A 12278-nucleotide genomic window follows, 5' to 3' on the forward strand; every position below is an offset into this window, starting at 1 on the left:
GGTCGCCGCGACTCCCAGCGGATCGAGCCATTCGCCTCACCTACCCTGTGGTGGTGCCGACGCCCCCACGACCCGACAATCCTGTGTCCCCCGGCGAGTCCCCCGGCGACCTGCAGCGCCGTGCGGTCGCGCAGCTGGCACCGGTACTGCCGCTGCTGCAGGAACTCGGTGCGCTCTTCGCCGACGCGGGCCATGAACTCGCTCTGGTCGGCGGTCCGGTGCGCGACGCGTTCCTCGGCCGGGCCTCCTCGGACCTGGACCTGACGACGTCCGCGCGTCCCGAGCAGATCGAAGCGCTGCTGAAGCCGTGGGCCGACACGACCTGGGACATCGGGCGAGATTTCGGCACGATCGGGGCCCGGCGCGGCGACGCCATCGTCGAGGTCACGACCTACCGCGCGGACGCCTACGACCGGCAGACCCGCAAGCCGATCGTCAGTTTCGGCGACTCGCTCACCGACGATCTGGTGCGGCGCGACTTCACCGTCAACGCCATGGCCCTGCGGTTGCCGGCCCTGGACTTCGTCGACCCGTATGACGGGATGGGCGCGCTCGCGGCGGGCACGCTGATGACACCGTCGGCTCCGGAGGTCTCCTTCGGCGACGATCCGCTGCGGATGATGCGGGCGGCGCGGTTCGCGGCCCAGCTGGGCTTCACCGTCGACCCGCGTGCCCGTGCCGCGATGAGCGAGCTCGCGGGGTCGATCGGGATGATCTCGGCCGAGCGGGTGCACGACGAGCTGGTCAAGCTGATGCTTGCTCCCGACCCGCGCGCCGGCCTGACCCTGCTGGTCGACACCGGCATCGCCGATCACGTGCTGCCGGAGTTGCCCGCGCTGCGGCTGGAGCTCGACGAGCATCATCGGCACAAGGACGTCTACGAGCACTCGTTGACGGTGCTCGAGCAGGCGATGGCGCTGGAGGGCGACCGCGTCGTGCCGGGGCTGGAGCAACCGGAGCTGGTGCCGGGGCCGGACCTGGTGCTGCGGCTGGCGGCGCTGCTGCACGACATCGGCAAGCCGGCCACCCGCCGCTTCGAGAAGCGCGGTGGCGTCTCCTTCCATCACCACGAGATGGTCGGCGCCAAGCTGGTGCGCAAGCGGCTGAAGGCGCTGCGCTTCGACAGGGACACCATCAAGCAGGTGTCCCGGCTGACCGAGCTGCACCTGCGCTTCCACGGGTATGGCGGGCCGGGCGTTCCCACCTCCGGCACCGCGGCCAACATCGACTCGCCGTGGACCGACTCCGCCGTACGGCGCTACATCACCGACGCCGGTCCGCTGTTGTCCCGGCTGCACCTGCTGACCCGGTCTGACTGCACCACCCGGAACCGCCGCAAGGCGGCGGCGCTCTCGGCGGCATACGACAGCCTGGAGGTGCGGATCGCGGCGCTGCGCGAGCAGGAGGAGCTGGACGCCGTCCGGCCCGAGCTGAACGGCAATCAGATCGCCGAAACCCTTGGCATCACACCGGGTCCGGTCCTCGGGCGCGCCTACAAGCACCTGCTGGCGTTCCGGCTCGACACCGGCCCGGTCGGCGAGGACGCCGCCCGCGAGGAGCTGCTGCGCTGGTGGGCCGACCAGCCCGAATCGAACGAGTAGAACCAGTAGAACCACCCACCCCTCGTTAACAGCCATCCACCCCTCACCCAGAACCACCCACCCCTCATTGCCGAGAGGACACCCGTTGACCGAGGGGACACCCGTTTCGGCCCATTTTCGGGGTGAATCGCGTGTCCTCTGGGTATTCGGGTGTCCTCTCGGCAATCAGGTGGCGACCAGGGTCGAGGTGGACTGTGTGGGCTGTTTCGTGCCGCGGCGCCAGCGGGCGGCGAGCACCTCGTCCACCACGTGGTCGGCGTCCAGGCCGTAGTCGGCAAGCAGCGTTGCGCGATCACCGACCGGGACGAACTCCACCGGCAACCCCAGCGGTATGACGCGTGTCGCCAGCCCCGCACGGTGCACCGCCATCGACAGCCCTGCTCCGAGTCCGCCGCCGATCGCGTTGTCCTCCAACGTGATCACGACGCGGTGCTCGGCGACCAGGGTCATCAGTTCCGGCGCGATGGGGTGGATCCAGCGCGGGTCGGCGACGGTCGTCGACACCCCGATCTCGGCCAGCCGGCGGGCGGCCTCGACGGCCACGGATGCCAGCGCACCGCTCGGGATCAGCAGCACCTGGGAGTCGGCACGGTGCGGCGTGAGCAGGTCGACCGGCCCGATCCGGGTGTGCACACTCACCGGTCGGGGAGCGCTGCCCTTGGGATAGCGCACCACGGTGGGACCGTCCTCGTGTGCCAGCGCCTCGCGCAGCAGCTCCCGCAGACGTATGGCGTCACGCGGTGCCGCGATCCGGATCCCCGGCACACCGCGCAGCATCGACACGTCCCAGATGCCGTGGTGGGACGGGCCGTCCGGTCCGGTGATGCCCGACCGGTCGAGCACGAAAGTGACTGGTAGATGGTGTAATCCGACATCCATCAGCACCTGGTCGAAGGCGCGACCGAGGAACGTCGAATAGATCGCGACCACCGGGTGCAGACCCGAGGTCGCCAGCCCGGCCGCGCAGGTGACCGCGTGCTGCTCCGCGATGCCGACATCGACGATCCGGTGCGGGAAGCGCTCGCCGAAGGGACCGAGCCCGGTCGGCAGGCGCATGGCCGCGGTGAGTGCGACGACGTCCGATCGCTCCTCGCCGATGGCGACCAGCTCCCGGCCGAAAACGGTTGTCCAGGCTTCGGTTCGGTCCTGCCGGCGCGTCCGTGCGGTGACCGGGGCCGGCGGCGTGGAAGGGCTGACGCTGTGCATCCGGTCGGCCTCGTCCTGCTCGGCCGGCGGGTAGCCGTTGCCCTTGCGGGTGACGACGTGCACCACGACCGGACCGGTGTGTTCCCGAGCGGCCCGGAACGCCCGGTGCAGTGTCTTCAGGTCGTGTCCGTCGACCGGCCCGAGGTAGCCGAAACCCAACATTTCCAACAGGTTCGACGTTGCCGTGCCGTCGCGCAACTCGCTCAGGTGCCTGCGGAGTGCACCGACGGTCGGGTCGTAGGACCGGCCGTTGTCGTTGATCACGATCACCACCGACCGGTTGCTGGCGCCGAGGTTGTTCAGCGCCTCCCACGCCATACCTCCGGTGAGTGCGCCGTCGCCGACGACGGCGACCACCCGCCGCCCGCGGCCGGTCAGCTCGAAGCCGCGGGACAACCCGTCGGCATACGACAGGGCGGTGGACGCGTGCGAGTTCTCGACGATGTCGCAGTCGCTCTCGTGGCGGGATGGGTAGCCGGAAAGGCCTCCGGCAGAACGCAATTGATCGAGTCGATCGTCGCGTCCGGTGAGCATCTTGTGCACATAGCTCTGGTGCCCGGTGTCCCAGATGATCGCGTCGTGCGGCGCATCGAAGGTGCGATGCAGTGCGATGGTCAGCTCGACGACACCGAGGTTGGGCCCGAGGTGTCCGCCGGTGCGCGTCACGACCTCGACCAGTCGCCGCCGGATCTGTGCGGCCAGCTCGGGGAGTGCCGAGTCCGGCAGCACCTTGAGGTCACCGGGGGAGGTGACGTGCCGTAGCAGCTCCGGCGCGGTCATCACGCCACCGCCGCCCGGATCGTCTCCCGCAGCGAGTTGGTCGTGGCGATCACCGCGGTGGGTTCGTAGCCGCAGTGCGCCATACAGTTCGCGCAGCGTTCGTCCTTGCCGCGGCCGAACGCCTCCCAGTCGGTGTCCTCGATCAGCTCCTGGTAGGTCGAGACGTAGCCGTCGTCGAGCAGGTAGCACGGCCGCTGCCAACCCTTGAGGCTGTATGACGGGATCGCCCACGGCGTGCACTCGTAGTCGACCCTGCCCTCGAGGAAGTCGAGGAACAGCGGGGAGTGATTGAGTCGCCATTTCTTGCGGCGGCCCTCCCCGAAGGCCTTCGCGAAGAGCTCGCGGGTCTCCTCGACGCCGAGGAAGCCCTCCTGATCGGGCGCCTTCCAGTAGGCATAACCCGGCGCGATCTGCATGTTGTCGACCTTGATCTCATCGTTGAGGTAGTCGAGCACGTCGATGACATCTTGTGGCGAATCACTATTGAACACAGTGGTGTTCGTCATCACCCGGAAGCCGCGCGACTGGGCCAGCTTGATCGCCTCGATCGCCTTCTCGAAGCCGCCCTCGTGGCTGACCGAGGCGTCGTGGCGTTCCTTCATCCCGTCGACGTGGACCATCCAGGCGAAGTCGCGGTGCGGGGTGAACTTGTCGATGTGCTTGGCCATCAGCAGTGCGTTGGTGCACAGGAACACGATCTTCTTGCGGTCCAGGAGTTCCTGGACGATCTCGTGCACCTGTGGGTGCATGAGCGGTTCGCCGCCGGCGATGGAGACCATCGGCGCACCGCATTCCTCGATGGCGGCGACGGCCTGTTCGACCGGCATACGCTGCTTGAGCATCGCCGCGGGCTCCTGGATCTTGCCGCAGCCGACGCACTTGAGGTTGCAGGCGAAGAGGGGCTCGAGTTCGACCAGCAGCGGGTACTTCTCGCGGTGCGCGAGCTTCTGCTTCAGGAGGTACTGCCCGAGGCGGACGGATTGACGAAAAGGCATGTGCGGCATGGTCAGACGACCTCTCGGGGAAGGGTGAAATGGACGTTCTCGGTGACGCCCCCGCGGCGGGTGACCTCCAGGTCCCCGAGCGCCGTGAGCGCTGCGATCAGTTGGTCGACGAGGGCAGCGGGTGCGGACGCCCCGGCGCTGACGCCGATGGTGCGCACTCCACGCAGCCATTCCAGGCGTATGTCGGAGGCGTCCTCCACCAGGTGGGCGACGGCGCCCGCGGCTCTGGAGACCTCGACGAGACGCACGGAGTTGGAGGAGTTCGCCGACCCGACGACCAGCACCAGATCGCTGTCGGCGGCCACGTCCCGCAGGGCGTGCTGCCGGTTGCTCGTGGCGTAGCAGATGTCGTCACGGCGTGGTGCCTGCAACGCGGGGAAGCGGGTGCGTAGCTCGCCGGCGATGACGTCGGCCTCCTCCACCGAGAGGGTGGTTTGCATGACATACGAGACCTGCGTGGGGTCAGGCACTTTCACGGTGCGGGCGTCCTCGACGGTTTCGACGACGACGACCTCGTCCGGGGCCTCTCCGCGGGTGCCGACCACCTCCTCGTGGGCGGCGTGGCCGATGAGGAAGACGGTGCGCCCGGCAGTGGTGAAGCGCCGGACCTCCTGGTGGACCTTGGCGACCAGCGGGCAGGTCGCGTCGATGACGTGCAGCCGGCGTTCGTCCGCCTGCACGCGCACCGACGGTGCGACACCGTGAGCCGCCAGGACGGCGGTGGCACCCTCGGGCACCTCGTCCAACTCCTGCACGAATACCGCTCCGCGCTGCTCGAGTTCGGCGACGACGTGCGTGTTGTGCACGATCTGCCGCCGCACGTAGACGGGCGGGCCGTGTTGTTCGAGGGCACGTTCGACGATTTCGATCGCGCGCTCGACGCCCGCGCAGAAGGACTGCGGCTCGGCGCGCAGGATGGTGCGCGGCGCGCACGCATCGAGCCATTCCTGCAATACCGGGGCCGCGCGACGCAGTGTCCGCAGCGCGGTGATGCCGCGTCGGAGGGTGCCGGGATGGAGAAGCGGGTCATCGGCCGTGTCGACGATCGAGCGCACGACGGCCAACTGTCGAGGGTCGAGATACCGTGCCAGATAAGCGGATTCGGTGTCCACCGCTGTCGAACCGTGTGCGGCGAGTGACTGCCTCTCCTCACCGGTGACCACATGGTCGGTGCTCTCGATGGTGCCGACGTGCACGGTCAGCCCGGCGCGGCGGAGCTCGCCCGCGAGCAGTGGTGCCGAAGGCAAGGCGACTTCGACCGAGCCGGTGCGCAGCCGGTCGGCCACCACCAGCTCGCCCGGCCGGACGTCCGGGTCGAGCGCGCCGGCGACCCCGGCGATGACCGTGGGCACGTCGGTGCGGCGCGGGTGGCCCTCCGGGCCGCGGCCGGAAACGTATGGCGTGTCGCGCATTCCGTGCTCGAGGGCGAGCCGTTCGATGCGCAGCGGGGTCAGCAGTTGGGCGCTCATGACGTCGCCTTGCGCGGGACAGAACCTCGTGGGGCGAGCAGGCTCGGACGACTGCCCTGCTCCGCCTTGCTGAGTGCTTGCACGGCACGGCCGAGCGCCCAGACCGGGAAGATCAGCCGGTAGAGGTGATAGGCGATGTAGAAGTCGCCGGGGAAGCCGGTTCCGGTGAACCGGTCCTCGGCCCAATCACCCTCCGGGCGTTGGGTTTCGGCGAGGTAGTCGACTCCGCGGGCCAGCGTCGCTCCGAATTCGCCCGCGGCGACGAGCGCCATCAGGGCCCAGGCGGTCTGGGACGGTGTCGAGTCACCTCGGCCGACCCACGCCGGGTCGTCATACGAGCGCAGGTCCTCGCCCCAGCCACCGTCGGCGTTCTGGTGGTCCTCGAGCCAGTGGACCGCCGCGCGGATCGGGCCGGCACCCGGGTCGATGCCCGCGGCGACGAGTGCGGGCACGACGGCACCGGTGCCGTAGACGTGGTTGGCGCCCCAACGGCCGAACCATGAGCCGTCCGGCTCCTGGTGATCCAGCAGCCACTGCACCCCGCGCTGACAGCGTGCACCACGCGAACGTCCCACGGCGGCAAGCATTTCCACGACATGTGCCGTGACGTCGGCGGATGGCGGATCGGTGACCGCGCCGAAGTCGCAGAACGGAAGTTTTGCCGGCCAGCCGCTGGTGTTGTCCGCGTCGAACGCGCCCCAGCCCCCATCGGAGGACTGCATGCCGGCGGTCCACGCTGTTCCACGGGAAACGGCCTGTTCCTGGACAGGGCCGCGCGTGGTGATCACCCGGTTCAAACCCATCACGATGATGGCGCTGTCGTCGGTGTCGGGGTAGTTGTCGTTGGCATATTCGAAGGCCCACCCGCCGGGCGGGAGCTTCGGGCGCTGCTCGACCCAGTCGCCGGGTGCGGTGATCTGCTCGTCGATCAGCCAGTCGGCGGCGCGGCGGAGTGCCGGATCGCGAGGATCCACACCGGCATCCAGCAGTGCGTTGAGTGCCAGCCCGGTGTCCCAGACCGGCGATTGGCAGGCTTCGAGCCGGCGTACCGGACCGTCGCTCGTGTCCTCATGGATGACGAAGCCCTCGAGGCCGTCGATCGCGGACTTGAGCACCGGGTGGTCCAGCGGGTAGCCGAGCGTGTGCAGCGCGAGAATCGAATAGACCCAGGGCGGTTGGATGCCGCCCCATCCGCCGTCGGCCTCCTGGCGGGCGATGATCCACTCGGCCGCCCGGCGCAGCGCGTTCCGGCGTACCGGGCCGATCGCGTGACGGTGATAGACGTGCAGACCCGAGTCGAGCCGGTTGAAGAACGTCTTGCCCTCCGCAGGCTCCGGCCTACTCAGGGCGGCGCTCGACCCGCTTATCTCCGAGAGGTCCCACTTCATCCGGCGCTTGGGCCGCAACGTGCAGACGACGGTGAGCGGGACGATCGTCTGCCGGGCCCAGCAGCCCCAGGAGTAGACGTTCAGTGGCAGCTTCTTCCCCAGATACATCAGCTCCGGCGGCATGGCGGGCAGGTCGGTCCACTCCCACCAGCCGAAGAGCGCACACCAGATCCTCGTGAAGACACGCGTCTGCTCCAAACCGCCTGCGGACACGATGAATTCGCGTGCAGCGGCCATGTGCTCGGCACTGGGCTTGTCGCCCGCCATACGCAGGGCGATCCAGGCCTCGACGGTCGTCGACAGGTCCCCGGGGCCGCCGGCGAAGGTCGCCCAGGTGCCGTCCGCGCGCTGCTGGCTGCGGATCCAGCGGGCGGTCTGCTCACGCGTCTCCGCAGTGTCGATGCCGAGGAAGACGCGCAGCATCATGTCCTCGGCGTCCATCGTGACGTTCGTTTCGAGCTCCCCCTTCCACGCACCGGTGGGCAACTGCAGGTCGAGCAGTCGGCCGACGGCGCGGTCGAGCGTCTCGCGGGCGCGGCTCGCCGTGCCGTCCGTCGATGGGGGTGTCGCAACGTGCGTCATGTGTCACATGTCCCTTCCGGCGACGTAGTGCGCCACCTCGGTCAGTCCGGTGACGGCCGCCTCGTCGAGGTCGGCCCCGTGCAGTGCTGTGATCGCGCGGGTGATCGCCGAGTCCGCGCTGGTCCGGCACCAGTCCCTGGCGCCGAGTGCCTCCAATTCGCCTGCGATCCGGGCAAGTTCGTCGTCCGTGGTCGCACCGTCGGCGAACCACTCGCGCAGCGCGGCACCACCGGGCTGCTCCAGTGCCCAGCAGATCGGCAGCGAATGCTTCTTGGCCCGCAGGTCGGAGTGATTGGACTTGCCGGTGACGTCAGGGTCGCCCCAGAGACCCAGCAGGTCGTCGACGATCTGGAACGCCAGGCCGACATTTCGCCCGTATGTCGCCAGCGCGCCGCGCTGCTCACGGTCGGCACCGGTGAGCACTGCGGGGAGCTCGGTGCTGCAGACCAGGAGCGCGCCGGTCTTGGCGGCCGCCATCGCGCGGCATTCGGCCAGCGAAACCTGGTCGCGCTGCTCGAAATCCATGTCCAGCATCTGTCCGCGGATCAACTCACGAACGGTCGCGGCGAGCAGGTGACCTGCTTCGGCAGCATGGTGGCCGGTCTCGGCCAGCACGGTCTCGAAGGCGAGTGCCTGCATGGCGTCTCCGGCGAGGATCGCCGTCGCGTCGTCCCACACCGACCAGACGGTCTCACGGTGCCGACGGGTGCGATCGCGGTCCATGATGTCGTCGTGCACCAGCGAGAAGTTGTGCACCAGCTCGACCGCCGCGGCGCCACCGACGGCCTGGGCGGGATCCGCGCCGATGGCTTGGGCACTGAGCAGCGCGAGCATCGGTCGCAGCTTCTTGCCGCCGTCCTCGTGGACCGGATTACCTTGCGCGTCAACGAAACCGAGGTGGTACGCAACGACCAGGCGCTCCAGCCCGGCAAGCGTGTCGACCGCCTTCCGCAGCGCCGGCGTCACCAGTGCCCGCGTCAGCTCCTGAGCCTTCACGAATTCGTCGGTGGCCCCTGACGGGTCCGTGCGAGTTCCCTGTGGAGCCCGTGAGCTCGCCCTGAGGAGCCCGTGAGGGACGAGCGGGCGTCTCGAAGGGGAGCGAGCGGGCGTCTCGACGGGTGCCGGAGTTCGTGGGTGCGCGAGCACCACCTCGGCCGCCGAATGCCCGCTGCGGACAGCGCCTTCCATCGTGGCGGGCCACCCGGTGTCGGTCCACGCACCCGCAAGGACGATGTTCGGTTGTCTCGTCCGGGCGGGTGCCCGCAACCGTGCGCTACCCGGTGCGGCGCGGAAGGTCGCCTCCGGCTCGCGGGTGACGAAGAAGTCGAGGATCTCGGCATCCGCCATACGTGGCAACAGCTTTCGCAGGTGCGGCAGTGCCCAGTCGCGCAACTGCGCGTTGGTCCGGCCGATCAGCTCATCCGCCGCGGAAATCGAGACAGCTAGATATTGAACCGATGACTCGAGCCCGGCGGACTCGGTGCGGTCGAAGACCCATTGCAGCGGGCTGTCCACGGCTGCAACGAATTCGGTGTCCAGCACCGGCCGGTCCACGACGACGTGGAGGTTGATGATGGGGGAGACACCGAGCTGCTCGGCGACATCGGCCGGCAACCCCAGCGTCACCGGATCGATGACCCGCGACAGTGCGGCGGGTGGCACCGCGAGAACCGCGGCGTCATAGCGCTGCGTGCCCGCAGCGGTCCGGACATCGATCCCGTCCTCGGTAGGAACGATCTCGCTGACCTTGGTGCGCAATCGCACAGTGCAGCCGACGTCGGCCAGAGCCCGCTCCGCAGCGTCACCGTGCAACTGCTGCAACGGAACCCGCGCCCAACCGAGGTCCGATGCACCCTTGTCGGCGAGCAGCCCGAGCTGGAAGACCGTCGCCGCCAGCGCGAGCGAGCAGTGGTCCGCGTCGGCGTTCAGCGTCGCCTTGCCGATCAACTCCCACAGCACCTCGATCGACCGGTCGTCGGCACCCTTCGACCGCAGCCAGCCGCCGAACGTCTGTGCATCGACGGCCGGGTCGGCCGGGTCGACCCGGCCGAGAGCGAGGGCGATCGGTCCGACGAGCAGCCGCTGCCGTAGTGGCATCCAGCTGTGCCGCAACAGGGACGCACTGAGGTGCAGGGGTGCGGGTAATTCGTTGCGCCGCAGCCGTGTTCGGCGGTCGGAGGCCTCGCTGGCGATCGGCACCTCGAGCCGGTCCTGCAGCTGGGTCAGGTGCCGGACGCCGAGCCGGTCGAGCAGTCCGAGGTATGACGTGCAGCATCGCAGGAAGGCGTGCTGTCCGCCGTCCACCCACATCTCGCCCCTGCGGAAGGAGTGCGTCAGGCCGCCGAGCCGGGCCCGCGCCTCGGTCAGGGTGACCTCGAGTCCCGCGTCGGCCAGCTCCAGCGCAGCCGTGATCCCGGCGAGGCCGCCACCGACCACGCAGACCGAGGTGCGCGCGCGTTGCGTCATACCGGCAGCACCGCCTTGGCCAGTGCGGCGAGCGCAACGCGGCCCTTCTCGTGCGGGGGCAACGACATCCGCCGTTCGTAGACCGCGGTCGGGTTCTCCCGGATGCGCAGCAGCAGGTGGTGATAGATGCCGGCCATCGCCGCGCAGCTGGCCGCGCTGCGATGGTCCAGCTGCGGCAGCAGGCGCAGCCCGAGGTCGTACCAGTGCTCGGCGCGCTCCGCCGCGAAACTGATGTATGCCGCCAGCCGTGCATCCGGGTCGTGCAGCGCGCCCGCGTCGTCCAGTTGCAGGTTGACCCCGAAGTCGGCGAGTTCCTCGCGCGGCAGGTAGACGCGGCCCAGCAGCAGGTCCTCGCGGATGTCGCGCAGGATGTTGGTCTGCTGCAACGCGATGCCGAGCTGGTCCGCGAAGAGCGGCGCCCGGGGATCGGTGCCCTTCCCGAAGATGGACAGGCACAGCCGACCGATCGATCCGGCGACGCACCGGCAGTAGACGCGCAACTCGTCGAAGCTCTCGTAGGTGGCACCGCGCAGGTCCATCTCGACGCCGTCGAGCAGCTCCTCGAACGCGTCCAGCGGCACCGGATAACGACGCGCGGTCTCGGCGACCGCGACCAGCACCGGATCGGTCGACGCGTCGAGATCGGACAGTTGCTTGCGCACGAGCCCCAACGCGGTGCGCTTGGTCTCGAGGGGAGCGTCGTCGTCGCCGATGTCGTCGATGCGTCGGGCGAGTGCGTAGAGAGCGCACAGGCCCTGTCGCTTGGGCACGGGCAGCAACCGGATGCCGTAGTAGAAGTTCCGCGCCTCGGTGCGGGTGACTGCCTCGGCCGCCGCGAACGCTTCCTGCACTGTCATCTCATCGCCCCCTGGTGAGTAACAGTCGAATCCCGTGGCGCAGCAGCTGAATCCGCCGGGGTCGAAGAGCATCGCCCCGGGTCACATCACCGCCGGCAGCTTCCAACGCGTCCGCCGTCGCGAGCCCTCCGGCGACGTAGCCGGCCACCGCGACCCTGCCCCAGCCGCGTAGTTCACCGACGAGTTGTGTTCCGACAGAGAGCATTTCGCGGCACACCGCGACCTGCTCCAGCACGACGTGATGCAGCGCCGCGGCGCTGCCCGGCAGCAGCATCGTCGTGTCGGTCAGGCCGACGGCAGCCAGCTGGTCCTGCGGGAGATAGACACGTCCGGCCCGGTGATCCTCGACAACGTCCTGGCAGTGCTCGAGCACTTGCAACGCGGCGCACACCGAGTCGCTCCACGCGATGCGCTGCGGCGTCGACTGACCGAAGACGGCCAGCACCAGCCGTCCGATCGGATGCGCGGACAGCGCGCAGTAATCGAGCAGACCCGCGAAATCCCTGTAGCGAGTGACGTGTTGGTCGACCAGGTTCGCCTCGATGAGATCGTCGAAAGCGCTCAGCGGCAGGCGGAATTCGCGCGTGTATGGCGCAAGGTCGAGCAGCACACGACTGCGCGGTGTCTGACGGCGCTCTACCCGGTGCAGGTCGATCCGAAACGCGTTCAGCGCGGCGACGCGGTCGCCCGGCGCGGCATCGCCGAGTTGGTCGATGTGGCGGGCGACGTCATACACGGCGAGCAATGCGTGGCGATAGCGCACGGGCAGGATGCGCAGCGCGACCGGGAAGTTCTCGGTTGCGGCGCTGGGGGTGACATCAGCAGCACTGACGTCCGAGGGGCTGGTTGCGCCAATCATTTGTATCCAGGGTGCGCCGAACCAATCTGCAAGCGCTGCACCGAATTGTGTGGATCTGGCGGCCCG

General features: G+C 69.0%; 8 protein-coding genes. 1 reads left to right on the top strand and 7 read right to left on the bottom strand.

Translation table 11 applies throughout. The features are described 5' to 3' along the window. Positions 1–53 precede the first annotated feature (53 nt). On the top strand, positions 54–1601 hold the full coding sequence (locus VG502_RS10395; RefSeq protein WP_414655728.1) for a CCA tRNA nucleotidyltransferase: 1548 nt from the start codon (positions 54–56) through the stop codon (positions 1599–1601). A gap of 165 nt (positions 1602–1766) precedes the next feature. Here VG502_RS10395 and VG502_RS10400 read toward each other — a convergent pair whose 3' ends face one another. Genes VG502_RS10400 through VG502_RS10430 form a run of 7 tightly spaced genes read right to left on the bottom strand, consistent with a single transcriptional unit; the run spans position 1767 to position 12212 of the window. Further along, entirely contained in the window at positions 1767–3587 is a 1821-nt protein-coding gene (locus VG502_RS10400; protein ID WP_325549976.1) for a 1-deoxy-D-xylulose-5-phosphate synthase, read from the bottom strand. After that, positions 3587–4582, bottom strand: coding sequence for an adenosyl-hopene transferase HpnH (gene hpnH, locus VG502_RS10405; protein ID WP_325549977.1), 996 nt, complete (start codon positions 4580–4582; stop codon positions 3587–3589). Before hpnH ends, VG502_RS10400 begins: the two co-directional genes overlap by 1 nt. A gap of 11 nt (positions 4583–4593) precedes the next feature. Beyond that, positions 4594–6060, bottom strand: coding sequence for a 4-hydroxy-3-methylbut-2-enyl diphosphate reductase (gene ispH / locus VG502_RS10410; protein WP_325549978.1), 1467 nt, complete (start codon positions 6058–6060; stop codon positions 4594–4596). Beyond that, a complete protein-coding gene (shc, locus tag VG502_RS10415; protein ID WP_325549979.1) occupies positions 6057–8030 on the bottom strand; it encodes a squalene--hopene cyclase in 1974 nt (657 codons plus the stop codon). Before shc ends, ispH begins: the two co-directional genes overlap by 4 nt. 3 nt (positions 8031–8033) lie before the next feature. Further along, complete coding sequence (gene hpnE / locus VG502_RS10420; protein WP_325549980.1) at positions 8034–10496, bottom strand: hydroxysqualene dehydroxylase HpnE; 2463 nt, start codon at positions 10494–10496, stop codon at positions 8034–8036. Then, positions 10493–11353: a presqualene diphosphate synthase HpnD gene (gene hpnD, locus VG502_RS10425; protein WP_325549981.1), complete on the bottom strand. Its 861-nt coding sequence runs from the start codon at positions 11351–11353 to the stop codon at positions 10493–10495. The genes hpnE and hpnD overlap by 4 nt, the downstream gene beginning before the upstream one ends. 1 nt (position 11354) lies before the next feature. Continuing rightward, a complete protein-coding gene (locus VG502_RS10430) occupies positions 11355–12212 on the bottom strand; it encodes a squalene/phytoene synthase family protein (RefSeq protein WP_325549982.1) in 858 nt (285 codons plus the stop codon). Positions 12213–12278: the final 66 nt, after the last annotated feature.

It is taken from the genome of Flexivirga sp. (genome assembly GCF_035551235.1).
Taxonomy (GTDB): Bacteria; Actinomycetota; Actinomycetes; order Actinomycetales; family Dermatophilaceae; genus Flexivirga.

Excerpts from the sequence above, each read along its gene's own strand:
- VG502_RS10400 (WP_325549976.1), bottom strand. The coding sequence starts at position 3,587 with ATGACCGCGCCGGAGCTGCTACGGCACGTCACCTCCCCCGGTGACCTC.
- hpnH (WP_325549977.1), bottom strand. The coding sequence starts at position 4,582 with ATGCCTTTTCGTCAATCCGTCCGCCTCGGGCAGTACCTCCTGAAGCAG.
- ispH (WP_325549978.1), bottom strand. The coding sequence starts at position 6,060 with ATGAGCGCCCAACTGCTGACCCCGCTGCGCATCGAACGGCTCGCCCTC.
- shc (WP_325549979.1), bottom strand. The coding sequence starts at position 8,030 with ATGACGCACGTTGCGACACCCCCATCGACGGACGGCACGGCGAGCCGC.
- hpnE (WP_325549980.1), bottom strand. The coding sequence starts at position 10,496 with ATGACGCAACGCGCGCGCACCTCGGTCTGCGTGGTCGGTGGCGGCCTC.
- hpnD (WP_325549981.1), bottom strand. The coding sequence starts at position 11,353 with ATGACAGTGCAGGAAGCGTTCGCGGCGGCCGAGGCAGTCACCCGCACC.
- VG502_RS10430 (WP_325549982.1), bottom strand. The coding sequence starts at position 12,212 with ATGATTGGCGCAACCAGCCCCTCGGACGTCAGTGCTGCTGATGTCACC.